Here is a 25,513-nt window from a genome sequence, read left to right as displayed (position 1 = left end):
TAATGGCATCGAACAAACGTGTTGCTATTCGAAACCATTCGGCAGAAGCTAATTTATTTGCGCGCAGAACATTTATTGCCTTTATCGGCATACTCGCTTTATTGTTAACCTTAATTAGCAATATCTACGAGTTAGAAATTAATTCTTATGAAAAATATCAAACTCGCTCTAATTCCAATCGAATAAAACTCCTTCCAGTTGCACCTAATCGCGGACTAATTTACGATCGTAATGGCATTCTACTTGCTGATAACAAACCCGTATATTCGCTTGAGGTTATTGCTGAGCAAACGGTTGATTTGAAGAAACACATTGTAGAAGTCAGTGAGTTGCTTGATATCAGTGAAGAAAAGCAGCAAAAACTTTTTGAAGCACTAAAAAGCAAACGACGCTTTAAACCAGTAGAACTGCACTCGCGGTTAAGCGCACAACAAGTTGCATTATTTTCTGTCAACCAACACAAATTCCCTGGTTTTTTTATTGATGCTCGTCTTAAAAGATATTACCCATTTGGTGATTTAACGACCCACTCTTTGGGTTATGTTGCCCGCATTAACCTTAAAGATTCAATTCGTTTGGCCGAAGAAAATTTAGATGAAGATTATGCAGCAACGCGTAATATAGGTAAGCTTGGTTTAGAAAAATATTATGAAAATATACTTCATGGCACTATTGGTCATCAAGAAGTTGAAATAAATAATCAAGGTCGCATTATAAGAACGCTTGATTATGCGCCCCCAATATCAGGAAAAAACTTAACCCTGAGTATTGATATTGAATTACAAATGATTGCTAAACGTGCCTTAGCAGGCAAGCGTGGCGCTGTAGTAGCAATTGATCCACGAAGTGGTGAAATATTGGCCATGTATTCAAACCCAAGTTATGATGGAAACTTATTTGTTCATGGCATTAGTAGTAAAAACTATCGTAAATTACTTAATCCTAAAAACGACAGACCATTACTTAATCGAAGTGTACAAGGTTACCCACCCGCCTCGACAGTCAAACCTTTGCTCGGATTAACAGGATTAGAAGCAGGTGTAATTACCAATGAATCACGCTTCTACGACCCTGGCTGGTTTCAGCTAAAAGGTCTTGAACGTAAATACCGCGATTGGTGGGCCCCCGGCCATGGCTGGGTAGATCTTAATCAAGCCATTGAACACTCATGTAATGTTTTCTTTTATAATTTAGCGTATCAATTAGATATTGATACGATTACCGACATGATGGAAAAATTTGGTTTTGGCGATCTTACGGGTGTTGATATCTGGGAAGATAAACGCGCTATTTTGCCTGGTAGAGAAACCAAGCGTAGTCGATACAATAAACCTTGGTATACCGGCGATACAATCGCTGTTGGTATTGGTCAAGGCTACTGGACAGTAACACCGTTACAGCTAGCTCAAGCTTTTTCTATTTTAACGAATAAAGGCGACATAAAAATCCCACATTTTTTACGTGCTACTGCAGAGTTAGTCGCGGAAGAAGTTAAAATCAATGAGGAAATCACCACCGCTGAGACTGAGGGTAATGTTAATATTATCAATAAAATGGTCACTAAAATGGCAGAATATGATGATAAACCCCCTATTGTTTTAAAAGACAGTAAGCACTGGAGTTTAGTGCTTGATGCTATGCATAACACGGCACAAAAGAAATATCCTGCATTTAAAGGTGCTCGCTATGACGCCGCAGGAAAGTCGGGTACAGCACAACTTATTGCAAAAAAACAAGATGAGAAATATGATGCAGAAGCCACTAAAGAAAAGCAGCGAAACAATGCTATGTTTGTGGCTTTTGCTCCTTATGAGAATCCAGAAATAGTGGTTGCGGTTGTCGTTGAAAATGTTTTGGAAGGTGGTGGTGGTTTTAATGCTGCGCCGGTAGCACGCCAAGTTATGGATCAATATTTTGGTGATAGAGTCATTATTAGTACCGATAAAAGTAAGCATCCACAACACAATAATGTTTATGGTGTTGACAAAAACACAGGACGTAACTAGTGCGTAATATTGGTCATGACCAACAAAAACAGCGAAGTTTCTGGCAAAGAATTCATATTGACTTGCCTCTTTTGTTGGGTATTTTAGCATTAATGACCTTAGGGCTATTTGTTGTTTATAGTGCAGGTGGTCAAGAAGCAGCCATTGTTTACCGTCAAATAACCCGCTTAGGTATAGCATTATTGGTGATGTTCGCCGTTGCTCAAATCCCGCCCCTTTCCTATCAAAAATGGGCGGTACCCGTATTTATTTTAGGTTTGCTGCTCTTAATCGCCGTACTCTTATTCGGTCATATAGGTAAAGGCGCACAGCGTTGGTTAGACTTGGGTTTTATGAAATTTCAGCCTTCTGAAATAATGAAACTGATTGTCCCCATTATGATCGCTTGGTACGTTAGCCAATATGACTTACCCGCTAAAATATCTACCATCACCATTGCATTTATTTTAGTGTTATTGCCAACCTTATTAATTGCTAAGCAACCTGATTTAGGTACGTCACTGTTAATCGCCAGTTCAGGTATTTTTGTGATTTTTCTTGCCGGAGCAAGCTGGAAGCTAATTATCGCTTGTATTGGCTTAGCATCGGCATTTGCACCCGTTCTTTGGATGTTTTTGATGAAGCCCTATCAGAAGCAGCGTGTATTAACTTTTCTTGACCCAGAGCAAGACCCACTTGGCTCTGGATATCATATTATTCAATCAAAAATAGCCATTGGTTCAGGTGGTTTGCATGGCAAAGGTTGGTTACAAGGTACACAGTCACAACTGGAATTTTTACCTGAACGCCATACCGACTTTATTTTTGCGGTGTTTAGTGAAGAATTTGGCTTTGTAGGTGTCGCAGTACTGCTCAGTGTCTATTTAATGATAGTGATGCGAGGCTTATGGATTGCTGTCCATGCCGACCATGCCTTCACAAAACTATTAGCCGGTAGTATAACTTTAACCTTTTTCGTTTATGTCTTTGTGAACATAGGTATGGTGTCAGGCTTATTGCCTGTTGTTGGCGTTCCTTTGCCCTTAGTCAGTTACGGCGGAACATCAATGGTGACATTACTTGCAGGTTTTGGCATGCTGATGGCGATTAGCACCCATAAGCGTTTTATTGCTTAAATTGATTAACAACATAAAAAGAATCTGCCAGTGAAAATACAACTATTAATGATGACGCTTTTAGTCTCGATTTCTGCCTGCAGTGTCAATACCGGACGCTATCAACAACACAAAGATAGTATGCCCAGCCGAGCGCCTACGGCAAGTGAGCTTATTAATATTACGCCAAGAGCAGAGCCCCATAGTAGAGGGGGGAATAAAAGCCAATATCAGGTGCGTGGTAAAACTTATTCAGTATTAAAAAGTGCTGAAAATTTTAGCCAAACGGGTATTGCTTCTTGGTATGGCGAAAAATTCCATGGTCATTTAACCTCAAATGGTGAAATTTATAATATGTACGCTATGAGTGCGGCTCATAAAAATTTACCCCTACCCACTTACTTAAAAGTAACTAACAACGCCAATAGTCAATCAGTAATTGTTAGAGTAAATGACCGCGGACCCTTTCATCAAAACCGTATTATTGATTTATCTTACAGCGCGGCTTATAAACTAGGTATGATGAAAACAGGCGTGGCTAATGTCACGATCACTGCCATTACTGATTTTGCTGTTACTGAGATAAAACAAAAACTGACTGAAAATAACTTACCTACAGATAGCGAACAACGTAAATATATTCAAGTTTTCGCCACTAAGAATGAAGTACTTGCCAATAAAACAGCCCAAGCCCTAGAGAATTTATATCAAATAAATACCATAATCCCAATGAACGATGGCCTTTTTCGTGTACAAATCGGCCCAATCAACGATGAAGAGGCGTTAAACACCCTATTGACCAGTTTAAAAAAATCAGGTTATCCAAAAGCATTCAGTCTGAAGTAATCATTCGTAACAATTTGCCACGATAGCACCATAGCAATCAGTAACAAAGATGGTATACTGCTGAAAAATTCTTCTTTTATCATTCAGTTTCGTAGGAATATTATGACTTACCCATTAGCTAAAAAAACGGCTAAAACCTCAACAAAACTTCTCTGCCTTTTAGGCGCAATTTCTTTAACTTTTTCATCTTTTTCCCAAGCGTTAACCATTATTCCATCACCACCAGAAGTTAAAGCAAAAGGTCATATACTTATTGACTTCAATACCGGTAAAGTTCTTGCAGAGAGTAATGCCGATGCTTTGTTAGCGCCAGCCAGCTTAACAAAGATGATGACCAGTTATATCATAGGTAAAGAATTAGCAAGTGGTAATATCAACAACACTGACTTAGTCAAAGTCAGTGAAAAAGCTTGGGCAAAGAACTTCCCTGGTTCATCGCTTATGTTTATTGAAGTTGGTACCGAAGTTTCTGTAGAGTTATTAAATCAAGGGATTATTGTCGCTTCAGGTAATGATGCTTGTGTTGCTATGGCTGAACATATTGCCGGTAGCGAAGGTGCATTTGCTCAGTTAATGAATGGTCATGCCGCACAACTAGGGATGAGTAGTAGTTACTTTGAAAACAGTCACGGTTTAGACAGCCAAGAACACAAGACAACACCTCGTGATATGGCAACACTAGCAATGGCACTTATTCGAGATGTACCTGAAGAATATAAAATTTACAGCCAAAAAGTCTTTAGTTATAACAATATTAAACAATACAACCGTAATAATTTATTATGGGATAAAAGCATGAATGTTGACGGTTTAAAAACCGGTCATACCGCTCAGGCAGGTTACAGTTTAGTTTCATCCGCTACTAAAGGTGGAATGCGCTTAGTCAGTGTTGTTATGGGTACGGAAAGCGAACGAGCAAGAAAAGTTGAGAGTAAAAAGTTACTTAATTATGGCTTTCGTTTCTTCGAAACCTATACCCCTTATAAAGCGGGTGATAAGTTTGCTACCAATCGTGTTTGGATGGGCGATGTAAAAGAAGTCGACTTGGGTATTTTACTCGATACCCCTATTACAGTCCCGCGTGGTCAACGTAAAAATTTAGCCGCCAGTATTGAACTTGACCAACAATTAAAAGCGCCGTTAGCCAAGGGAACCGTTGTTGGTAAACTATTTTTACGCTTAGACGGTGAAGACATCGCAGAATACCCGTTAGTAACTTTGCAAGAAGTTAATGAAGGCGGCATGTTTAGCAAGTTAGTCGACTATGTGAAACTACAATTTGTGAACTAGTTAGCAAATAAAAAACCTTGTAATTTTAAACTCGGCTCATGCCGAGTTTTTTATTATTAAGACAAAATTGTGATTAATAATAAAAGCGGTAAATACAATGATCACATTTTATTTGATTAATGATAAAATACCCCCAGATTGACTATTGACCAAGTACTATTTAGAGAGAGAAAATGAAAACCAAGTTTGATGAATTATTAGAATTTCCGACCGTACTTAACTTTAAAGTTATGGGCGTTGCTTGCGACGAATTACCTGATTTAGTGATTAATGAACTACAAAAGCATGCACCCGGTGATTACTCTCCTAAAATTAAAGCCAGTTCGAAAGGGACTTACCATTCGCTTTCAATTGCGGTGACGGTTACCAGTAAAGAGCATATAGAAACAATTTATACAGAATTAACGGCTATTGATATCGTCCGCTACGTTCTTTAAAAAAATTACGCTTTAGCGTAGCGATAATAACCTTAGTATTTGTCCGGTGTATTCCTATTATTATTTGGATATAATCGGCATCAATAGAATTAAGTGAAGTATAAACTTGAAAAATTCGTTAATCATTCGACAACTTGCCACTATGGACTACACCAAGGTTTGGCAAGGGATGCAAAAATTTACCGATGATCGTAACGAAGACACTCAAGATGAACTTTGGTTAGTCGAGCATCCAGCCGTTTTCACACAAGGGCAAGCAGGTAAAGAAGAACACTTGCTAATGCCGGGTGATATAGAAGTAGTAAAAGTAGATCGTGGCGGACAAGTGACTTATCACGGCCCTGGTCAACAAGTTATCTACTTTATGATCAATTTACGTCGCCGAAAAATGGGCGTGCGTGATTTAGTAACGCTACTTGAAAATGGCTTAATTGCCGCATTAGCTGATTTTAACATTATCGCCAAAGCTAGACCTGACGCACCAGGGGTTTATGTTGGCGAAAAGAAAATTGCATCGTTAGGTTTACGAGTGCGTAAAGGTTGCTCTTTTCACGGTTTGGCACTGAATGTAAATATGGACTTATCGCCCTTTCTTCGGATAAATCCTTGTGGTTATCAAGGACTAGAAATGGTGCAAACAGCCGATATCAGTCAATTAACAGATACTGCTCAAGCAGGTGAATCCTTAGTAAAACACCTCGCTAAATTATTAAATACCAATAATATCAGTTATAAAACTGGTTGGGACGAAATGAATGACCACTAAAACAACTCGAGTTATCCCTGGCACAAAAATGCGTGATGCAGAAAAAATGGCGCATATCCCTATTCAAATTGTGCCCTCAGAGCGTGAAACCATGCTTAGAAAGCCTAAATGGTTACGTATTAAACTACCTCGTACGACAGAACGGATTGACAGTATAAAAGCAGCGCTTCGTAAACATGACTTACATTCAGTCTGTGAAGAGGCTTCTTGCCCAAACTTATCCGAGTGTTTTAACCACGGTACCGCCACTTTTATGATCTTAGGTGATATCTGTACACGCCGTTGCCCTTTTTGTGATGTTGGCCACGGTCGTCCTTTAGCCCCTAAAGTTGATGAGGCTAAAAAGTTAGCACTAACACTTAAAGATATGAAACTGAAATACGTGGTGATCACTTCGGTTGACCGTGATGATTTACGTGATGGTGGCGCTCAACAGTTTGCTGATTGTATTAGTGAAATAGCCATACATGCACCAAATACTAAAGTTGAGATTTTAGTCCCTGATTTTCGTGGTCGCATGGACCGTGCCTTAGAAATTTTAAATGCTAATCCGCCACATGTCTTTAATCATAATTTAGAAACCGCACCGCGTCTTTATACCAAAGCGCGTCCAGGCGCTAACTACCAATGGTCGTTAGATTTACTGAAAAAATTTGGTGAAGCCAATCCTGCAGTACCGACAAAGTCAGGTTTAATGGTTGGCCTAGGTGAAACAGACGAAGAAATTTTACAAGTTATGCGCGACCTCAGAAGCCATGGCGTGACTATGCTTACAATTGGTCAGTATTTACAACCGAGTAAACATCATTTACCGGTAGAACGCTACGTTCACCCTGATGTTTTCGATATGTATCAAGCTGAAGCGATTAAGATGGGCTTTAACCATGCAGCCTGTGGGCCTTTAGTGCGTTCAAGCTACCATGCTGATAAACAAGCCGCAGGAGAAGAAGTTAAGTAATCCTCCTTGCAAATAACCTAAAGCCTGAATATCTCGATATCACTCATATCATCGAAATATTCAGGCTTTATTGTATGCGACCTCTGTACCAACACATCCACGCAAGAATTTGATTTTATTAAAATAAATCACAACCACTTTTATTAATACCTCAATAGTTCAAAAAACAAACTATTTTTACTTGCTTTGATCCAGGTTATAGTTGTACCATTACCACACACGGAACAACTGGAGCAGACAAAGAAATATGGAAATTACCATTAATATAGAAGATCCGATGCCGTTATTTACACAACTCGTTGAACAAATAAAATCAGCGGTTATTAGCGATAAGGTTAGACCAGGAGACCCACTTCCTTCGATTAGACAATTGGCTAATGATTTAGAGCTCAACAGTAAAACTGTTGCTAAAGCTTACAAATTATTAGAACGAGACTTAGTCATTCAAAGCAAAGGTTATCGAGGTACCTTTGTTCACCCTGATGCAATCGTAAATAGTAAGATGGATTTAAATGCTGATGTTTTAGCACAGTTAGATAATGCTATTTCTGCCTGTAAAACGGCAGGGGTAACCGACTCAGAAATACGTATTGCTTTTAGTAGTGCAATGAACAGTAAAAACAATTAAGGAGCAGAAGATGTCTATTAACATTCTATTTTACACATTATTTTTAAGCCAAATTATACTCATTTCATACTATTACCCTAAGCAAATAATTAAAAAAATTGATGGGGTTTTAACAAATTTTCCGCCGGAGAGTTATCCAAAACTTTACCCTGAGTCAACTGAACAACTAAATGTAGCTAAGGTTCGTTATCGATTCCTTAATCAAATAATACTGGTTATTGGTCTGATATTACTGGGGTTCTATGTTTTGATGTCAAAAGATTATAGTGATAAGCAAAAATTTGCAGAAGGATTACCCTTAATGTTTGGTATGGTGCAGTTTATCCCCTATATGTTATTAGAAGTCTCTGGGTGTAGACAATTTAAACTGATGAGAAAAGCCAATAAGCGTACCAACCGCACCGCAGATTTGACACCACGTCACTTGTTCAATTATGTTTCACCTTTATTGGTTATTTCAGCTGTGGTGTTATTATTTTCTTATATTTTATTTGATTTATATATTCATAATTTTGCGATTACCAGCGACTTAATTATTAAAATAGTGACACTGAGTTTGGTACATGCACTCTTTATTGGTTTAGCCATTTGGCACCTTACCGGCAAACGTTTAGATCCCCACCAAGCAGTGAAGGACAGAAGTAGCCAAACTCAATTTGCTTTACAATCAATGGGCTCTGTGAGTATTTTCTTAAGCTTATTTTTAATGGCAAACACAGCAGTTGATGTTTATGAACTAGGTTATATGGAGATTATTATTAACAGTATCTACTTTCAAGTTATCGCCTTTGTTGGTATTGGCGGTATGCTTAGAACGATTAAAATAGAGACGATTAATTTTGATGTTTATAAGGCCGATAATTCGATAGTTTAGCGATTGATTAACCGGTAACTTTATTACGGCCAGTTCAATGACAAATAACACATTTGCAAATGAGCTGGCCAATTTATGCTATTGTGGGTTACCTTCAAAATTTTGTTCTGATTTCATCCCTTCAATATTAATGATTTTCGAACGATTCATTGTTATTTTAAAACGCTGAATGTATTGTTTAGTTTTATTACCCGGTATTTTTTGCTCTTGCACAACCGCTAAATTTATCTGATAACGTCGTTCAACACCTTGATTAGATATCTTGCTCCCATCAAGAGCATATAAACGCCCTTCTCCTTTTTTCAAAAAACGCACAAAAGGCGTTAAATTAAAAAACATCTGGTGCTGAATCTCTTTAAAGCCAGGGATAAACTCTTTAGCAATAACTTTTGAATTACAGCGAAAATGTAAGAGTTGTGCCGCTTGCTTATTTTGTTGACGGCGTTGTTGAAAATGTTTATTAACAATATCAGGTAAGTCTTTGTTCTTAATATAATCAAGCCATAGGGTTTGCATAGACATTTTATTTTTAGACAAACTATCGGTAAATACATGCTGCCACTTGGGTCGTCCTCGCTGAATTTTTCGCCAAAGATAGCGTGTAAGATCATCCTTAAATATTTCACGGACACCATAAATCACCCCTAAAAAAGTGATCAGTACTAAAGTTACTTCGTTAAATGCTGAGCGAGCATTGAGCACAATTGACATAACGAACGCCATAACGACAGCGGTAATACTTCCACGAACTAAGCGTCTTAGATTATTGTCTAGGTCATGAGTGGTTCTTTTAAAGACCACACCAAATTCACTTAATCGCTGCAACAAGCGCATTTTGTTAGTGATACGATTTGGGTCTGCTAGCGTAATTTTTGAATTATACTGGCGCTCTGTTCGGTAATTATTTTCTTGGCGACACAAGGCAAACAACACATCTCGGGTTTCTGCATGTTCCGAGCTTTTTGGTCCATTGGCAAGCAAATTAAGAAATGACTGCTCGGTATACCAGCTTAGGTAATTATCTACATTTTCAAAGTAAGAACTTAGTTTTTGATCTAAAGGGGTATAGCGGCGCAGTTTTTTTAACAAGCTTTGTGTTTGATCAACCAATTCAAGTGCATATTGATAAAAAATTTCGATATCTTTTTCTTGTAGGGCTTGCTTGATATCTGTTTCGAGTGCGACCCTAAATTGATAAGAAAATAAATTTAAGTTACTGCGATAGTCGCCCTGATCACCCTTTTTTTGACTTATAAATCGGCTGCGAACTAAAGGTAAATGCACTTGGCGAGAAAAGTAAGCACTATGGCTTCGGATACTGCTGTGAAAGTAATTATCTTCACTGAGGGTAATAGCATTAATGCCCATTTCTTCGGGAATAGAAAAATAAAGATCAAAACGTTGTGATTCTTGTGGTGATAATTGCTGGCTAACTTTAAATGATAAATTTTCATCTTGCGTTAAGCTGATTTTTTTCACTTAATGATCCTCTCCTATTAACAACAACTGAGGGGTAAGTATCTGTCAATTTTACTCTTTTTACCATAATTGCTTTAATAAAAAAGGCCGAGAAATAATTTCTCAGCCTTTTTTATTAAAACTATGACTCATTTATCCACAGCATTTTTTATATTTTTTAGTACTTCCACAAGAACAAGGATCGTTTCTGTTCGGTGTTTTATCAAAACGCTGTGTTTTAGGGACATTTAATGCCGCTTCTAGCTCAACAATATTTTCTTTTACATCAGCATTAATTTCAATGTTAGCAATAAAATTGTGCTCAGTAACAATAGCGATAACTTCTTGCTGCCTTTCTTTTGATGCAACAACGAGCATTAATGGTTTTGCTGCACTACCGAGCTTAACGCCGCGATTAGGTTTATAACCTGCACTGCCGTGAGTGCCCATAACATCAGGAGTACCGCGATAAAAAAATTTAGACATAAAAGCACCTTAATTGAATGTGAGTGCCGAATAATCAGCCATTAAAAAATTCGCGCGAATTCTAACAGCTAAACGTAATTTTAGCTAAATTTATATGTTTCTATAGAGCTAATCTTATTAACAATATAACCAACAACTTCACATGATAATGATTATCATTTACAATGCGACTATACTTAAGCTGTTGGACAGGTTAGTCCTATGGCAACCTGATCATTTATGAAAACTAAAACTCATCTTCCACCCTCCACTTTGATAGATCTGATGGAAAGTCAGCGCTATGGCGTTGAATATCAGCCTATTGTTTGCATCAAAAGCCAAGAAATATTTGCCTATGAATGTTTATCACGGTTTTTTACTAAAGATAACTTAGCGATACGACCTGATCTTGTTTATTCTTCTTTACATGACAGTCCACTCAGTTTGTTTCAAGTAGAATACCAACAAAAAAAATTACAACTCGCCTATGCTCCCAGTAAGGTAGACATTTTTGTTAATTTAGACCAAGACTCTTATTTTTCAACGGGGACTTTAAAGGATGACAATCCATTTTTGAAATTATTTAAAGATTTTAAAGATTTTAAAAAATCTAAAATCATTGTTGAGCTCATCGAAAATTCAGAAATAAATGACGCTATTATGAGCTTAGCGATGATTGATAACCTATCAAAAAATAACATTCATACCGCTATAGACGATCTCTGTAATCCACAGTCTATGGTGTCGATGGCTGTGATTCAGCTTGTTGAATATATCAAACTTGACAGATATGTCGTCACTAATAGGTCTAACCGTAACTTTATGTTACTCGTTGAGTCGATGATCAACTATGCGCGAAATACCGGTAAAAAGGTTATCTTAGAAGGCGTAGAAACCGCAGAAGATTTATGCTTCGCAAAACAGTTAAATGTTGATTTTGTTCAAGGCTTCTTTTACCGAAAACAATTTAAAAAGGTAAGTTAATCCATAAGAATCGTCTTGTATTATTTTCAATAAAAATATAAATAAACACAATAAAAACTATTACTGTTTATAAATATCACCGATAAAATCGCTGTGATTTTACAAAAATAAAGCCAGCACTGATGATGGCTTTATTTTTATCAAGTAAATTAATATGATTATCTGATAAAGTCTAAAAATAAAAACATCGGTAAGACGTTTAACCAATGACTATTTTCTGATGCCTTCTATATGTAATTCTAATTCAACATGTGATGAAGCAGGTCCTAACGTGTCTGGAATACCAAAATCAGCTAAACCAATTTTTGTTGTTCCACTAAAGCCAACACGGTAACCACCCCAAGGATCTTTACCCTCACCAATTTTTATCGCGTCAATAATAATGGCTTTACTAACACCGTGTAAGGTTAAAGTGCCGTTAATTGCTAATTTATTTTGACCATTATCAGTAATGCTAGTGCTAACGAATTTTGCACTACCAAACTTATCCACATCAAGAAAGTCATCACTACGGACATGCTTATCACGTTCGCCATGGTTAGTATTTAAGCTGGTGGTATCCACCAACATTTCAATTTTAGCCGTAGATAAATCAGCTGCATCATAACTAAAACTGCCACTAAATTTATCAAAACGTCCCGTTAACCAACTGTAACCCAAATGCTTAATTTTGAAGTTAACGGAGGCATGCGCGCCTTTGTAATCTACGATGTAGTCTGCTGCATTAACTGTTGGAGTGAAAGCAGATGTCATAAGTAGCGTTGGCAATATTGAGGCAAGTAATAATTTTTTCATGTGAGTCCTTTTTTATTTAATCGTATGAATAAAGTCTATTTATTGTTTAAACGCTGATAACCAAGCATTCTTGTTAAGGTGTTATCTTTATCGATAAAATGATGCTTTAGCGCTGCTAATGCATGTAAAACAACAGAACACATCAATAGGTAAGCAAGATATTTATGCACCGCACCGGCAAGATCTTCTTGATTAGTAAACAGCTCACCAAAACTCATTATTGATATCAACTGAAAAACTTCGATTGCACGTCCATCAGCCGTAGAAATTAAATAACCACAGATCATTAAAATAAACAGTGCAGTATACAAAAATAAATGCATAAAATGTCCAAGTTTTTTTTCTGTATCGCTATGTGTTTTAAGCGCTTTTGGTTTTATCTGAGCGCTGCGCCAAATCAAACGAAAAATCATTACAAAGAACAAAAGTATACCAATACTTTTATGAAGATCAGGCCCTTGTTTATTCCAAGGATTGTAATAATCGAGATCAACCATCCAGTAGCCTAAAGCAAAGAGTCCAATAACGGTTAACGCTACGAACCAGTGTAAAAAGATACTGACCCAGCCATAGTGCTTTGTGGTGTTTTTGATGTTAATTTCGATGTTCATTAGCATATTACTATTTAGTTTACTGTTAATAATACTACAGGGGTTTCGTGAACAGATTAAGTCGCTAAAGCGTGATTCATTGTTTCCATATAGCTTCTAATTGAGTCGATAATATAACGAAACCCGTGATTTTAGTAGATTACCTACTTTACCAGTCAAGTCCTTTTTGTGCTTTAACGCCAGCTTTAAAAGCGTGTTTAATTGGTTGAACTTCAGATACGGTATCAGCCAACTCGATTAAACGGCGATGGCAAGCACGTCCGGTAATAAGTACATGCTGCATTTTAGGTCTATTATTCAATGCCTCAATAACTTCGTCTAGTTCAATATAGCCATAAGTCACCATGTAGGTCATTTCATCAAGTAAAACAATATCAAGCGTTTCATCACTCAACATTTCTTTACTTTTTTGCCAAGCGACTTTTGCTGCTGCTACATCAGTTTCGGTACTTTGTGTTTCCCAGGTAAAGCCGGTTCCCATAACATGGTGCTTAACAGCAAATTGCTTGAGAATATTCATCTCGCCACATTCCCATTGAGTGCCTTTAATAAACTGCACCACGCCAGCTTTTTGGCCGTGACCAATAGCACGCAATACCGTACCAAAACCAGAGGTACTTTTACCTTTGCCATTACCCGTTATTACTACAAAAACACCGCGTTCTTCTGTTGCTTGAGCAATTCGTTGATCAACGCTGGCTTTAATTTTCTTTTGGCGTTCAATATGTTTTTTTTCTTTAGCCGCTGCTTTATCAGCCGCCGAGGGTAAATCACTCATATTACTTCCTATTTAACGGTATCTATTGAAAGAACTCGGCGCTTTAATCTTTTTATAAATTATTTATAATTGCAAAGAGGTTTAAAATTAGGGTATTTTAATTTAACAACAAACTTTCTTTTATGGCTTAACATCGTTTAACTAGTGGATGATGATTAGCACATAAACCTTAGCTTACTCTGTTTAAGAAGAAGCGTTTAAAGTCGCTCTCAAGTAATGGCTTAGCAATATGATATCCTTGCCCTAAATCGCAACCAATTTCTTTAAGCTTCTGATATTGTTCCGCAGTTTCAATTCCCTCTGCGGTAGTTTTAATCTTTAACGATTTAGCTAAATTAACCACAGCTTCCAGTATCAAGACCTTACTATTGACTGCATTTAAGTCGTCAACAAAGCTTTTATCTATTTTTAAAAAGTCTAAAGAAAATTGGTGTAAATAACTTAGCGATGAAAAGCCGGTTCCAAAATCATCTAAGGCGACTGGGATATTAATACTTTTCAAAATGTCTAAATGGTTTTTGACCGCGTCAACGTTTAGGATAAGGCTTTCTTCAGTGATTTCTACACATAACCGATCAGTAATATCTGCAGATTTTAGGTGCTGGTCTTGTAAATAGCCAATAAAGTCTTTAGATGCAAATCCTGATGTTGAAACGTTAACACTCAACTTAAATTGTTTTGGTAACCAGTCAGCCCATAGATTTAATTTACTGACCGCAAGCTTGAGCATATACAGATCAAGCTGTACTATCTGACCTGATTTTTCTAAAATTGGAATAAAAAAATCGGGATACAAAAGCCCTAATTTAGGATGCTGCCAACGTACGAGTATTTCAGCACCAATAACCTTGCCACTGTCAAAATCAATCAAGGGTTGGTAATTACCAATAAACTCTGAATTTTTTACCGCATTATCAAAATCATACTCAACTTTGACATTGGTTGATTTATTTTGTTCTTCGAGCGCTTCGAAGAAAACATACTGATTACGCCCTTTTAACTTAGCTTGATACATAGCATGATCGGCATCAATCAATAATTGTTCTGCGCTTTCACTCGAATTGTTATAAGTCGCTATACCGATACTAACACTGCTAAAGATATTCAAACCGTCGATATTGAAGGCAGAAGCCGTAGCAACAAGAATACTTTCAGTTATACGACAGATAGTCTCATAATCAATTTTTCCATCAAGTAGTATGGCAAATTCATCGCCGCCTAAGCGAGCTAACGTATCCGTATTTCTCAACCTAGTCATTATTGCATGCGCTATACCAATCAGTAATTTGTCGCCAACGTGATGACCATAGGTATCATTAATTTGCTTAAACCTGTCTACATCAATAAATAATATCGCTATATTGTCTTGGCGATTATTCTGGCAATGTAAAAATGCGTGTTGGGTTCTGTCTTTGAATAGCGAACGGTTCGGTAAATTGGTTAAAGGATCATGTAAGGCTAAAAATTGTAACTTTTGTTTGGCTTCCATTCTTTCGATGGCATTATTGATATGCTTAGCCACAAACATTAACAATTGTTTGTCTTTTTCTTGAAATAAGAATTCAGTACTATAACTTTGTACGACAACTATGCCTTTATTTATCCCACTACCAAAAGGCACTCCTAACCAAGCTTTGGGGATGTTACCACGAATATAAATGGCTTTTTCATCAAGCATCTTTTGAATATCTGCTTCATATAATAAAAAAGGCTGGTCTTTAGCTAACGCATAACCAGTAATACTTAAAAAATTAGGATCGATGTTAATACTAGTAAACGTTGATCTATCATCAAACTCATCAATAGCATAAGGAAAATCTATTGTTTGCCCATCATCTTTTAATAGCGCAACAAAAAAATTTTTCGCCAAGGTCAGTCTGCCAATACACTGGTGTAAATATTGATAAAACTCATCAATATTTTTAGTTTTAAAGATAATTTCTGCTATTTCAAACAGTGCATCTTGAATTTTATTAGCATACTCTAAGTTTTCTATTACCTGTTCTAGGCCATCGACCTTTATAATTTGTGAAATTTTCATTGCGGTAATTGTTGCTAACGCAGTGAGTGTTTTCAGATGAAACTCAGTGTAAAAATTAACACTGGCATGTTCCGAATCAATAACACCTAATAATTGCTGCTTAAATAAAATAGGAACTGCTAACTCAGATAAGGTCGTTTCATCCTCAACAATATAGCTTTCAAACTCACGGGTATCTTTTACCAATATTGGTTGTTTGGTCGCAGCAACTTTCCCTATAACGCCTTCATTAAAAGGTATGGTCATAGAATTAGACGAAGTATCTCTTATGGAACTAGTCGTGATTACACCATCATCGAAGGATTTTTTTTTGTCAAAGCCCGACATTCGACTTAGCGTCATCCCCCCTGAATCTAAGGTGTAAATAACGGCATCTTCAAAACCTAATTTTTCGACAATATTTTGAGCTAAATATTGCCAAATTTCACTTGGGGTATTTAATAATAATATATCAGTCGCAAACTGATTAGTGATGGTTAAGCTTTTTATCGTTTCTGATTTAGATAGTTCGGACAAATTCATTATGCCTAAAGTTATTTTTAAAATATATTCACTATTATTAAGCGATTACAACACATAAATATTCATGGTGAGTAGAGCAAATTTTTAATGTCCTGTCTATTTATCTAAGTAATACAGTTGATTTAGCCGTACGGAAAGGTTGACTAAAGCCCTCCTCTAAAAAAATAGTTCTAGCGGTGCTACAACAAAAAAGGGCAGTAACATTAACATGTTACTGCCCTATCTATCAAATTGACAAAAAATGACTAGTGGTTTTCTGAAACCATATTGACCGTATATTTTGGGATTTCAACAACTAAGTCTTCATCGCCAACCAGCGCTTGACAGCCTAAACGAGATTCAGGTTCTAATCCCCAAGCTCTATCTAGCATGTCATCTTCAAGTTCATCACTTTCTGCAATTGAATCAAAACCTTCACGTATGATCATATGACAAGTGGTACAAGCACATACTTTTTCACAAGCATGCTCAACGCCAATATCATTACGCAGTGCAACGTTAAGTACACTTTCGCCCTTTTCTGCCTCAACCACTGCACCATCTGGGCATAAGTCTTCGTTAGGAAGGAATATAATTTTCGCCATTTTCTTAGCTCCTAAAAGTTTTTAAACTTCGTCTACTGAATGTCCTGCTAGTGCTGTTTTTATCGAAGAATCCATACGACGTTCAGCAAAAATAGCGGTACTTTCATTTAATATTTCAATAGCTGCTTCAATATCATCGGCAACCGTGCTTTGGGCAATCTTCGCTAAAGCGGTTATTGCGTTATTTATTGTGGTAATTTCGTCATGATTTAGTAATGCGCTGTCATTAATCAGTGCCGATTGTACTGATTCAATAACTCGTGAGGCTTCAACTTGTTGTTCTTTCAACATACGCGCTTGTATATCTTGCTGAGCATTGCTCATTGAATCTCTGAGCATTTGAGTAATTTCTTGCTCTTCTAAACCAAATGAGGGCTTCACCGTGATACCTGTTTCAATACCTGTTGACTTTTCCATGGCTGACACTTCTAATAAACCGTCAGCGTCAACTTTAAACGTAACACGAATGTGAGCAGCACCGGCAGTCATCGCTGGAATGCCACGCAATTCAAATCGAGCTAACGAACGACAATCTTCAACAAGCTCACGCTCACCTTGCAACACGTGAACAGCCATTGCCGTTTGCCCATCTTTAAAGGTCGTAAACTCTTGTGCTTTAGCAACGGGAATTGTCGTATTTCTAGGAATAACTTTTTCAACCAATCCGCCCATCGTTTCTAGGCCGAGTGATAGAGGAATAACATCAAGTAACAAAATATCGCTGTCGGGCTTATTACCCGCCAAAATATCGGCTTGAATCGCAGCGCCAATGGCAACCACTTTATCGGGATCAATAGACGTTAACGGTAAGCGATTAAAATATTTTTCAACCTGTTGGCGAACCATAGGAACACGCGTTGAACCACCAACCATCACCACTTCAATGACTTCATCAACGCTAATATCGGCATCTTTTAATGCGCGTCGACAAGCACGTAATGTTTTAGTTACTAGAGTATTGATTAAAGACTCAAACATCACACGATTAACTTCGCCATGTTTTTCATCACCATTTTCTAGCGTTAATGAGAAACTAATAACTTCATTTTCTGTCAGTTGTTCTTTCACGTAACAGGCTTGCTGTAACAATTGACGCTCTATGGTTGCTGACAATGGTCGTTGCAAACCCGTCTGTTCGATAATGTGGTCAACAAGAAGATTGTCAAAGTCATCACCACCTAGCGCTGAATCACCACCGGTCGCTAATACTTCAAAGACACCTTTATTGAGACGTAATACTGAAATATCAAAGGTACCCCCACCTAAATCATAAACAGCAATAATACCTTCTTTGCCACTGTCTAAACCATAAGCGACCGCAGCGGCTGTAGGCTCATTAAGTAAACGTAAAACTTTTAGATCAGCAAGTTTTGCCGCATCTTTGGTGCTATGGCGCTGGGCATCATCAAAGTAAGCAGGCACGGTGATAACAACACCGGTCAACTCACCACCTAATGCATGTTCTGCACGTTGTTTTAAACTTTTTAATATCTCTGCCGATACTTGCACTGGGTTTACTTCACCAGTACGTGTAGTGATGCTTGGATGACTTTCATCACCTGAAAAAGAATATGGCAGTGAAGGGTATTTTTTACTGATATCAGCTAATGAACGACCAATAAGGCGCTTAGCTGAAACAATAGTATTTTCTGGATCACTCACCGAATGTGCTTTAGCGGCATGGCCTACTAATACTTCATTCGCTTGGTAACTCACCACTGAGGGTAATATATCTCGACCTTCGCCATCAACTAAGGTTTCAGATAAACCACTTTTAACGCTGGCGATAAGAGAGTTAGTTGTACCTAAATCAATACCTGCGGCGAGGCGATGTTCATGAGGAACCGTGCTTTGGCCAGGTTCAGCTATTTGTAATAACGCCATTTTTAGACTCTTTTATATTCGATTACGATTAACGGGCGGTATGATATTTCATTGTAAATAAAAAAACATCGATTTGCTGTTATTTTATTAAACTAAAATTCATATGAACTAACGATCAGTCGTCATTGAAAAGTTGATCTTCTAATTTATCGAGATCGACGCGTAACTTTTGATAAAACTTTAACTTTCGTAATTTATCACCTGCCAATAAGTTTGACTGGATGGAGTTTTCATCAAGCAAGGTATGCATCTCTAAAGCGAGTTCTTCAAAGCCGGTATTTAATACTGCAGCATAATTTAGAATGGCAGCTTCATGGTCGTCAGCATGCTTAACATCGTCAAGCATTTCATGTAATTCCATTTGGCGCATTAAAAAACTGTTATCACTAAATGAAGCTTGTTCATTTGGCTGATCACTTTCTCGTAATGTTAATAGATATTGTGCACGTTTCAAGGGGTGTTTTAGTGTTTGATAGGCATCATTAATTAAGGTTGATCTTTTAACCGCGACTAATTGCTCTTGACTAGAAGCATGAGCGAACTTGTCTGGATGTACTTTTTTTTGTAGTGTTTGGTAAATATCAGCTAATTTATGAACATCGAGTTCATATTGCTCTGTAAAACCGAAAATCTGAAAATAATTCACAAAAACTCCAGCGAACGACTTAACATTAAGTCGTTCACAAAATATATACCACTGCGACTAAGTTACTTGCTACTCAGCAATATTTAAAAGGCTTAGAGACTTGGTATTAAACGTTAAAGCTTTCACCACAACCACACTCGCCTTTGGCATTCGGGTTTGTGAATTTAAAACCTTCGTTTAGACCTTCCTTAACAAAATCAACTTCAATACCATCAAGGTAAACTAAACTTTTTCCATCGATAATGATATTCACATCAGAGATTGAAAACAACGTATCATCTTCATTTAACTCATCAACAAATTCCATCACATAAGCTAAACCAGAACATCCCGTTGTTTTAATACCAAGACGTAAACCGAGACCTTTGCCTCGATTGGTAATAAATGACTGAACACGGTCTGCTGCGTCTTTCGTCATTGTAACACTCATAAATAACTCCGATGTTTAAGCAGTTTTACTGCGGTAATCTTCAATCGCTGCTTTAATAGCATCTTCAGCTAAAATAGAGCAATGAATTTTTACAGGCGGTAAAGCAAGCTCTTCGGCAATAGCAGTATTTTTAATTTTCCCTGCTTCGTCAATTGACTTACCTTTTACCCATTCAGTCACTAATGAACTTGAGGCAATCGCAGAACCACAACCATAAGTTTTAAACTTAGCGTCTTCAATAATACCGTCAGCGTTGATTTTTAGTTGTAACTTCATTACGTCACCACATGCCGGTGCGCCAACCATTCCTGTTGCTACTTGTGGATCATTTTTATCCATTGAGCCAACATTACGTGGGTTTTCATAGTGATCAATTACTTTTTCTGAATAAGCCATGATTTCTCTCCTAATAACGATGAACGAAACAAAATGCCCGCTCATCAGTAAAATTTTTAGTGGGGATGCTTAGTGAGCAGCCCATTCAATTGAGTCTAGATCAATACCGTCTTGGAACATTTCCCAAAGTGGTGACATATCACGTAAATGCCCAATTGATTTTTGAATAAGTGTAATCGCGTAGTCTACTTCTTCAGTCGTGGTAAAACGGCCAAAGCTAAAACGAATTGAACTATGTGCCATTTCGTCATTTAAACCTAAAGCACGAAGAACATACGAAGGCTCTAAACTAGCTGAAGTACATGCAGAGCCAGAAGAAACCGCTAAATCTTTAAGCGCCATAATCAAAGACTCACCTTCAACAAAATTAAAACTTACGTTTAAGTTACCCGGATAGCGATTATCAAAATCTCCGTTAACAAAAACTTGTTCCATGGTGTTCAAGCCAGCCCATAAACGATCGCGCATTTCAGTTACGTGAGCGATGTCTTGAGTAATTTCTTCTTTGGCAATGCGACAAGCTTCACCTAAACCAACGATTTGATGCGTTGGTAATGTTCCACTACGCATACCGCGTTCGTGTCCGCCGCCATGCATTTGAGCTTCAAGACGAATACGAGGCTTACGACGCACATACATAGCGCCCATACCTTTTGGACCATAGAATTTATGTGCTGAAATTGACATTAAATCAATTTTCAACTTTTCCATGTCTACTTCGATTTTGCCAACACTTTGTGCGCCATCAACATGGAAAACAATTTTACGTGCACGACACATTTCGCCGATTGCTGCAACATCTTGAATAACACCAATTTCGTTATTAACATGCATGATGCTAACTAATACAGTGTCATCACGCATAGCTGCTGCTAATTTATCAAGGTCAATCAAGCCATTGCTCTCAGGATCTAAATAAGTCACCTCAAAGCCTTGGCGCTCTAGTTCGCGACAAGTATCTAAAACAGCCTTATGCTCTGTTTTACAGGTGATAACGTGCTTACCTTTTTTACGATAAAAGTTGGCAGCGCCTTTAATGGCTAAGTTATTTGACTCGGTAGCTCCTGAGGTAAAAACAATCTCACGAGGGTCGGCATTAAGAAGCTCTGCGACTTGATTTCGTGCAATATCAACCGCTTCTTCAGCTTGCCAGCCAAATTTGTGTGAACGAGATGCAGGGTTACCGTAAAAACCGTCAGTAGTCATATACTGCATCATTTTTTCTGCAACACGTTTATCTACAGGTGTTGTAGCTGAGTAATCAAAATAAATAGGAAGCTTCATTCGCTAACGTTCTCCAGTTTGACAACACGCATTTAGTGCATGTCGTGCATAATATTCTTGGTTTTAATTAATGTTTCTAATGACGGCATAACTTTGTTTGCTCGCGCATGCGCTTTGTCTTGTCGTCTAGACACTAATTTCACATTGCGTTGCTCGACAAGTTCGGCCAACGTTATGTTTTTTAAAAAATCTTCGATTCGGTCACTTAAACCTTCCCACAATGTATGGGTTAAGCATTCGTCACCGTTTTGGCAATTACCTTTACCGTCACATCTCGTCGCTTTAATAGATTCATCAACAGCATTGATAACATCAGCAATCGAAATTTTTGCAGAACACATCCCTAAGCGATAACCTCCGCCAGGACCTCTAATACTATTTACTAAGCCATATTTTCTTAACCGAGAGAATAGTTGTTCTAAATATGACAACGAGATCCCCTGTCGCTCTGAAATATCGGCTAAAGGTACGGGTCCAGTTACTGCATGTATTGCTACATCTAACATAGCAGTTACGGCGTAACGCCCTTTTGAAGTCAGTTTCATTGTGTGCCCCTATCGAATCGTTAGCAATTCTACATAACCTTATAAAATAGTCAACTAAATACCCGACTGTTTTACTCAAGTATTCTACACCTGTTGTAAAAATAAGCAATTAATAGCCAATACCTTAGTTTGATAGGGATCAAACATCGGGTAACTCATCAATTATTTTCTATTAAATTTCGGGATCAAATGACTCCACACGTTTTTCTCGACGTTTAGCTGCCGCTATTTCATCGTCAATAAATTCGCCAACTCGAAGTTCAGGTAGATCCTCTTGACACACTTCACCACCAAGATGATTGACTTCTTTACATAAGTCAGCGACTTTTTTATCCATTAAGTGCATATGATCAAGGACTCGACCAATAGCTTTAGCGACAGGATCAGGATTATCCGCAGATACCGCATAGGCATCGAACCCAAACTTTTTAGCCACTTGGTCACGTTGTTCTTTTTCTGACTGGCTTTTTTCATTAACAATACGTGCCGGAATACCAACAGCTGTTGCATTAGCAGGCACATCTTTCACCACCACAGAGTTTGAGCCAACTTTACCGCCTTTACCGATAGTAATGGGGCCAAGGACTTGAGCTCCTGCACCGATAACCACGTTGTCTTCTAATGTTGGATGACGTTTACCGGCATTCCAGCTTGTGCCTCCTAGAGTAACACCGTGATACAAGGTAACATCGTTACCAATCTCAGCGGTTTCACCAATAACAATCCCCATGCCATGGTCAATAAAAAAGCGACGTCCAAGTGTTGCTCCTGGATGAATTTCAACACCAGTTAACCAACGTGAAAATGTTGATAAGCTACGCGCAAGTAAATACCAGTTATTTTTCCACAACTTATGGCTCAAGCGATGGATCCAAATGGCATGCATACCAGGATAATTGGTGAGAACTTCTAGCGTATTTCGAGCGGCGGGATCTCTATCAAAGACACTTTTAATATCTTCTCTGATACGGCTGAACATATTTCTATCCTTCTATATATTGGTTAAGGCAAGTACCAATATATACCCGTTATCGGTCAAAATGCAGAATTTAGAAGGCACTTTGCATCGAAACGGGTACGATTGCTTACTTTTATTATTCTTTGTTTGCTTCTTTATCATTAGCTTTAGCGGCTCTTTGCACTGAAGCTAAGATTCCACGCATCATTTTGACTTCTTTAACATCGGGACGGGCACGATTAAATAAGCGTCGTAACTTAGTCATCACTAGGCCTGGATGACTCGGCGTTATAAAGCCAGTTTCTTTTAAAGCATCTTCAAAATGTTGATAAAAGCGCTCAGTTTCGTCCATAATCGGATATTCGTCTTCATCAAGCGTCTTTTTGGGTAAATTTTTACTTAAATTTTCGCCTTTTGTTTGAAATGCTTTTTGTTGATCAATTAAAAAACTGGTCCGCACTTCATAACTTAAGGTTTGAACCGCCATCGCTAAGTTCAATGAACTGTAATCAGGATTGGCTGGGATCTGCACATGAAAATGACAAAGTTGTAATTCGTCGTTAGTTAAACCACTGCTTTCACGACCAAAAACTAAAGCAACTGGAAAGTTATAGGCTTCTTCGACAAGTTTTTCTCCACAGCCCCTTGGCTCCAACATTGGCCAAGGTAAAGTACGAGAACGTGCGCTGGTGCCAACAACTAAACCACAATCACTAATAGCTTCCGCTAAAGTAGCAACTACCTTGGCATTTTTTAATACATCAGTAGCCCCTGCAGCTAAAGCTTGTGCTTGACCATTTGGCATTTCAATAGGATCAACTAATATAAGTTCACTTAACCCCATTGTTTTCATAGCGCGTGCGGCTGAACCAATATTACGACAATCGGAAGTATTAACTAATACAATCCGAACATTACTTAAAAGTGATGATTGCTCTGACATTATCTTAAATTACTCAATTTATAGTTAATTTATAAAATAAATTATACCTACTGGTATTAACTATCTAGATGGCTAAAATTAACAATAATATTATCATAGAACATTAACCTTGTGCTGAGAAAAAATCATCAAATTTATTGAAAATGGTTAGTGCGAAAAATTATGTGTTAGTTATTAAACATCTATGAAATTTTTTCTTTGATATTTTATATAAAAAACAATGTCGCTAATTACTGATAACTTTGCTATAATTTTCGCGCTTGAAAATCCGCTCGGCGGCAAGCCTCGTTCTTTATAAAAGTTGTTATACTGTTTAATTCTATTTACAAATATGTAAAAGGTAGTCTCTATATGCATCCTATGCTTAATATTGGTATTCGCGCTGCGCGTAACGCAGGTAAAGTTATTGTTCGTGCCATCGAACAGTTAGATAAAGTTGAAGTTCAAGCAAAAGGGACAAATGATTTTGTCACTAGTGCTGACCTAAGCGCTGAAGAAGCCATTATTGAAACATTAAAAAAATCATACCCTAACCATACAATTATTGGTGAAGAATGTGGTGTGATTAAAGGAAAAGATGACGACTTCCAGTGGGTTATTGATCCAATAAACGGTACAACGAACTTTATTAAAGGCATTCCACATTTTTCAGTGTCTATTGCTTTGAAAGTCAAAGGTAAATTAGATCAAGCTATCATCTTTGATCCTTCTCGCGGTGAACTTTTTACTGCTAGTCGTGGTAAAGGCGCACAACTCAATGGCTTTCGTATTCGCGTAAAACAACATAAAGAACTCTCTGGTGCAATTGTTGCCACAGGTTTCCCATTTAAGCACAAGCAACACAGCAACGCTTACTTAGAAATGTTTAAAACATTATTTACTAAATCATCAGATCTTCGCAGCTCGGGCTCTCCAGCTTTAGATTTAGCTTATGTCGCTGCCGGACGTGTTGATGGATATTTCCAAATTGGTTTAAAACCTTGGGAATCTGCTGCTGGTGAATTATTAATTATTGAAGCCGGTGGTTTAGTCACTGATTTCGTTGGCGATCACAACCATACTGTTTCAGGTAATATTGTTGCTGCTTGTCCTCGTTTATTAAAAACTATTCTAAAAGATATCCGCCCTCACTTAGGTGAAGCGTTAAATAAATAGTCACAGTTTACATAAACAGATTTGAAAGAAGCGCTTACGGCGCTTTTTTTATACCTTGGTAATATTTATTAACATTAAATTTACTTTATATCGTTACTTTTATTGGTGTTTGGATAAATAAAAGGCACAATATCA

General features: G+C 37.6%; 26 protein-coding genes. 11 read left to right on the top strand and 15 right to left on the bottom strand.

Annotation, left to right across the window (positions count from 1 at the left end):
- The first annotated feature begins 2 nt into the window (after window positions 1-2).
- The 9 genes from mrdA (at window position 3) to H4J75_RS10460 (ending at window position 8,899) form a co-directional block, all read left to right on the top strand.
- The gene (mrdA, locus tag H4J75_RS10500) at window positions 3-2,006 is read left to right on the top strand and encodes a penicillin-binding protein 2 (RefSeq protein WP_182215013.1); all 2,004 of its coding nucleotides are present in this window, start codon (window positions 3-5) and stop codon (window positions 2,004-2,006) included.
- A complete protein-coding gene (gene rodA / locus H4J75_RS10495; RefSeq protein WP_182222091.1) occupies window positions 2,006-3,121 on the top strand; it encodes a rod shape-determining protein RodA in 1,116 nt (371 codons plus the stop codon). The genes mrdA and rodA overlap by 1 nt, the downstream gene beginning before the upstream one ends.
- A gap of 30 nt (window positions 3,122-3,151) precedes the next feature.
- Window positions 3,152-3,946, top strand: coding sequence for a septal ring lytic transglycosylase RlpA family protein (locus H4J75_RS10490; protein ID WP_310733545.1), 795 nt, complete (start codon window positions 3,152-3,154; stop codon window positions 3,944-3,946).
- 102 nt (window positions 3,947-4,048) lie between these two features.
- Window positions 4,049-5,236 (top strand): serine hydrolase, encoded by a 1,188-nt coding sequence (locus tag H4J75_RS10485; RefSeq protein WP_182215016.1) that lies wholly within the window; start codon window positions 4,049-4,051, stop codon window positions 5,234-5,236.
- A gap of 173 nt (window positions 5,237-5,409) precedes the next feature.
- A complete protein-coding gene (ybeD, locus tag H4J75_RS10480) occupies window positions 5,410-5,673 on the top strand; it encodes a DUF493 family protein YbeD (protein ID WP_070376102.1) in 264 nt (87 codons plus the stop codon).
- 142 nt (window positions 5,674-5,815) lie between these two features.
- Complete coding sequence (gene lipB, locus H4J75_RS10475; RefSeq protein WP_220463210.1) at window positions 5,816-6,439, top strand: lipoyl(octanoyl) transferase LipB; 624 nt, start codon at window positions 5,816-5,818, stop codon at window positions 6,437-6,439.
- Window positions 6,429-7,397, top strand: a complete 969-nt coding sequence (gene lipA, locus H4J75_RS10470; RefSeq protein WP_182215017.1) for a lipoyl synthase — start codon at window positions 6,429-6,431, stop codon at window positions 7,395-7,397. The genes lipB and lipA overlap by 11 nt, the downstream gene beginning before the upstream one ends.
- A 247-nt stretch (window positions 7,398-7,644) precedes the next feature.
- On the top strand, window positions 7,645-8,025 hold the full coding sequence (locus H4J75_RS10465; protein ID WP_070376099.1) for a GntR family transcriptional regulator: 381 nt from the start codon (window positions 7,645-7,647) through the stop codon (window positions 8,023-8,025).
- 10 nt (window positions 8,026-8,035) lie between these two features.
- Complete coding sequence (locus tag H4J75_RS10460; protein WP_182222090.1) at window positions 8,036-8,899, top strand: hypothetical protein; 864 nt, start codon at window positions 8,036-8,038, stop codon at window positions 8,897-8,899.
- 78 nt (window positions 8,900-8,977) lie between these two features.
- Here the strand turns inward: H4J75_RS10460 and H4J75_RS10455 are convergent, their stop codons facing one another.
- On the bottom strand, window positions 8,978-10,378 hold the full coding sequence (locus tag H4J75_RS10455; RefSeq protein ID WP_182222089.1) for a hypothetical protein: 1,401 nt from the start codon (window positions 10,376-10,378) through the stop codon (window positions 8,978-8,980).
- A gap of 132 nt (window positions 10,379-10,510) precedes the next feature.
- On the bottom strand, window positions 10,511-10,843 hold the full coding sequence (locus H4J75_RS10450) for a PBPRA1643 family SWIM/SEC-C metal-binding motif protein (protein WP_182171187.1): 333 nt from the start codon (window positions 10,841-10,843) through the stop codon (window positions 10,511-10,513).
- A gap of 219 nt (window positions 10,844-11,062) precedes the next feature.
- Here H4J75_RS10450 and H4J75_RS10445 point away from each other — a divergent pair, with 219 nt between their 5' ends.
- Window positions 11,063-11,806 (top strand): EAL domain-containing protein, encoded by a 744-nt coding sequence (locus H4J75_RS10445; protein ID WP_182222088.1) that lies wholly within the window; start codon window positions 11,063-11,065, stop codon window positions 11,804-11,806.
- A gap of 210 nt (window positions 11,807-12,016) precedes the next feature.
- On the opposite strand, the gene H4J75_RS10440 is transcribed toward H4J75_RS10445, so the two are convergent.
- From H4J75_RS10440 to trmJ, 13 genes are all read right to left on the bottom strand, one after another.
- Window positions 12,017-12,601: a YceI family protein gene (locus H4J75_RS10440; protein WP_182222087.1), complete on the bottom strand. Its 585-nt coding sequence runs from the start codon at window positions 12,599-12,601 to the stop codon at window positions 12,017-12,019.
- Between the two features lie 35 nt (window positions 12,602-12,636).
- Window positions 12,637-13,200 (bottom strand): cytochrome b, encoded by a 564-nt coding sequence (locus H4J75_RS10435; protein WP_182222114.1) that lies wholly within the window; start codon window positions 13,198-13,200, stop codon window positions 12,637-12,639.
- Window positions 13,201-13,360: 160 nt separating this feature from the next.
- Window positions 13,361-13,990, bottom strand: a complete 630-nt coding sequence (gene cobO / locus H4J75_RS10430; protein WP_182222086.1) for a cob(I)yrinic acid a,c-diamide adenosyltransferase — start codon at window positions 13,988-13,990, stop codon at window positions 13,361-13,363.
- Window positions 13,991-14,159: 169 nt separating this feature from the next.
- Complete coding sequence (locus H4J75_RS10425) at window positions 14,160-16,553, bottom strand: EAL domain-containing protein (protein ID WP_182222085.1); 2,394 nt, start codon at window positions 16,551-16,553, stop codon at window positions 14,160-14,162.
- 245 nt (window positions 16,554-16,798) lie between these two features.
- Complete coding sequence (fdx, locus tag H4J75_RS10420; protein ID WP_070376092.1) at window positions 16,799-17,137, bottom strand: ISC system 2Fe-2S type ferredoxin; 339 nt, start codon at window positions 17,135-17,137, stop codon at window positions 16,799-16,801.
- Window positions 17,138-17,158: 21 nt separating this feature from the next.
- Window positions 17,159-19,021 carry a Fe-S protein assembly chaperone HscA gene (gene hscA, locus H4J75_RS10415; protein WP_182222084.1) on the bottom strand — a complete coding sequence of 621 codons (1,863 nt, stop codon included), beginning with the start codon at window positions 19,019-19,021 and terminating at the stop codon, window positions 17,159-17,161.
- Between the two features lie 115 nt (window positions 19,022-19,136).
- A complete protein-coding gene (gene hscB, locus H4J75_RS10410) occupies window positions 19,137-19,667 on the bottom strand; it encodes a co-chaperone HscB (RefSeq protein ID WP_182215029.1) in 531 nt (176 codons plus the stop codon).
- A 106-nt stretch (window positions 19,668-19,773) separates the two neighbouring features.
- Window positions 19,774-20,097: an iron-sulfur cluster assembly protein IscA gene (gene iscA / locus H4J75_RS10405; RefSeq protein WP_070376089.1), complete on the bottom strand. Its 324-nt coding sequence runs from the start codon at window positions 20,095-20,097 to the stop codon at window positions 19,774-19,776.
- 15 nt (window positions 20,098-20,112) lie between these two features.
- The gene (iscU, locus tag H4J75_RS10400; RefSeq protein ID WP_070376088.1) at window positions 20,113-20,493 is read right to left on the bottom strand and encodes a Fe-S cluster assembly scaffold IscU; all 381 of its coding nucleotides are present in this window, start codon (window positions 20,491-20,493) and stop codon (window positions 20,113-20,115) included.
- Between the two features lie 69 nt (window positions 20,494-20,562).
- Entirely contained in the window at window positions 20,563-21,777 is a 1,215-nt protein-coding gene (locus H4J75_RS10395; RefSeq protein ID WP_070376087.1) for an IscS subfamily cysteine desulfurase, read from the bottom strand.
- 32 nt (window positions 21,778-21,809) lie between these two features.
- Entirely contained in the window at window positions 21,810-22,322 is a 513-nt protein-coding gene (iscR, locus tag H4J75_RS10390; RefSeq protein WP_070376086.1) for a Fe-S cluster assembly transcriptional regulator IscR, read from the bottom strand.
- A 172-nt stretch (window positions 22,323-22,494) separates the two neighbouring features.
- Window positions 22,495-23,301 (bottom strand): serine O-acetyltransferase, encoded by an 807-nt coding sequence (gene cysE / locus H4J75_RS10385; RefSeq protein ID WP_182215031.1) that lies wholly within the window; start codon window positions 23,299-23,301, stop codon window positions 22,495-22,497.
- Window positions 23,302-23,416: 115 nt separating this feature from the next.
- Entirely contained in the window at window positions 23,417-24,223 is an 807-nt protein-coding gene (gene trmJ / locus H4J75_RS10380; RefSeq protein ID WP_182215033.1) for a tRNA (cytosine(32)/uridine(32)-2'-O)-methyltransferase TrmJ, read from the bottom strand.
- 351 nt (window positions 24,224-24,574) lie between these two features.
- Here trmJ and suhB point away from each other — a divergent pair, with 351 nt between their 5' ends.
- A complete protein-coding gene (gene suhB, locus H4J75_RS10375) occupies window positions 24,575-25,378 on the top strand; it encodes an inositol-1-monophosphatase (protein WP_070376083.1) in 804 nt (267 codons plus the stop codon).
- The last annotated feature ends 135 nt before the right edge of the window (window positions 25,379-25,513 follow it).

The sequence above is a fragment of the Colwellia sp. BRX10-1 genome (assembly GCF_014077545.1).
In the GTDB taxonomy this organism is placed as follows: Bacteria; Pseudomonadota; Gammaproteobacteria; order Enterobacterales; family Alteromonadaceae; genus Colwellia_A.
Note: the sequence above shows the minus strand (reverse complement) of the source record. Positions and strands in the feature narration are given on the sequence as shown.

What these genes read in the sequence shown, in the direction of transcription:
- lipB (WP_220463210.1), top strand. Translation starts at nt 5,816, where the DNA reads ATGGACTACACCAAGGTTTGGCAAGGGATGCAAAAATTTACCGATGAT.
- iscR (WP_070376086.1), bottom strand. Translation starts at nt 22,322, where the DNA reads ATGAAACTGACTTCAAAAGGGCGTTACGCCGTAACTGCTATGTTAGAT.
- suhB (WP_070376083.1), top strand. Translation starts at nt 24,575, where the DNA reads ATGCATCCTATGCTTAATATTGGTATTCGCGCTGCGCGTAACGCAGGT.
- H4J75_RS10450 (WP_182171187.1), bottom strand. Translation starts at nt 10,843, where the DNA reads ATGTCTAAATTTTTTTATCGCGGTACTCCTGATGTTATGGGCACTCAC.
- H4J75_RS10445 (WP_182222088.1), top strand. Translation starts at nt 11,063, where the DNA reads ATGAAAACTAAAACTCATCTTCCACCCTCCACTTTGATAGATCTGATG.
- H4J75_RS10465 (WP_070376099.1), top strand. Translation starts at nt 7,645, where the DNA reads ATGGAAATTACCATTAATATAGAAGATCCGATGCCGTTATTTACACAA.
- H4J75_RS10395 (WP_070376087.1), bottom strand. Translation starts at nt 21,777, where the DNA reads ATGAAGCTTCCTATTTATTTTGATTACTCAGCTACAACACCTGTAGAT.
- iscA (WP_070376089.1), bottom strand. Translation starts at nt 20,097, where the DNA reads ATGAGTGTTACAATGACGAAAGACGCAGCAGACCGTGTTCAGTCATTT.
- trmJ (WP_182215033.1), bottom strand. Translation starts at nt 24,223, where the DNA reads ATGTCAGAGCAATCATCACTTTTAAGTAATGTTCGGATTGTATTAGTT.
- H4J75_RS10425 (WP_182222085.1), bottom strand. Translation starts at nt 16,553, where the DNA reads ATGAATTTGTCCGAACTATCTAAATCAGAAACGATAAAAAGCTTAACC.
- iscU (WP_070376088.1), bottom strand. Translation starts at nt 20,493, where the DNA reads ATGGCTTATTCAGAAAAAGTAATTGATCACTATGAAAACCCACGTAAT.
- fdx (WP_070376092.1), bottom strand. Translation starts at nt 17,137, where the DNA reads ATGGCGAAAATTATATTCCTTCCTAACGAAGACTTATGCCCAGATGGT.
- ybeD (WP_070376102.1), top strand. Translation starts at nt 5,410, where the DNA reads ATGAAAACCAAGTTTGATGAATTATTAGAATTTCCGACCGTACTTAAC.
- H4J75_RS10485 (WP_182215016.1), top strand. Translation starts at nt 4,049, where the DNA reads ATGACTTACCCATTAGCTAAAAAAACGGCTAAAACCTCAACAAAACTT.
- mrdA (WP_182215013.1), top strand. Translation starts at nt 3, where the DNA reads ATGGCATCGAACAAACGTGTTGCTATTCGAAACCATTCGGCAGAAGCT.
- hscA (WP_182222084.1), bottom strand. Translation starts at nt 19,021, where the DNA reads ATGGCGTTATTACAAATAGCTGAACCTGGCCAAAGCACGGTTCCTCAT.
- cysE (WP_182215031.1), bottom strand. Translation starts at nt 23,301, where the DNA reads ATGTTCAGCCGTATCAGAGAAGATATTAAAAGTGTCTTTGATAGAGAT.
- H4J75_RS10440 (WP_182222087.1), bottom strand. Translation starts at nt 12,601, where the DNA reads ATGAAAAAATTATTACTTGCCTCAATATTGCCAACGCTACTTATGACA.
- cobO (WP_182222086.1), bottom strand. Translation starts at nt 13,990, where the DNA reads ATGAGTGATTTACCCTCGGCGGCTGATAAAGCAGCGGCTAAAGAAAAA.
- H4J75_RS10460 (WP_182222090.1), top strand. Translation starts at nt 8,036, where the DNA reads ATGTCTATTAACATTCTATTTTACACATTATTTTTAAGCCAAATTATA.
- lipA (WP_182215017.1), top strand. Translation starts at nt 6,429, where the DNA reads ATGACCACTAAAACAACTCGAGTTATCCCTGGCACAAAAATGCGTGAT.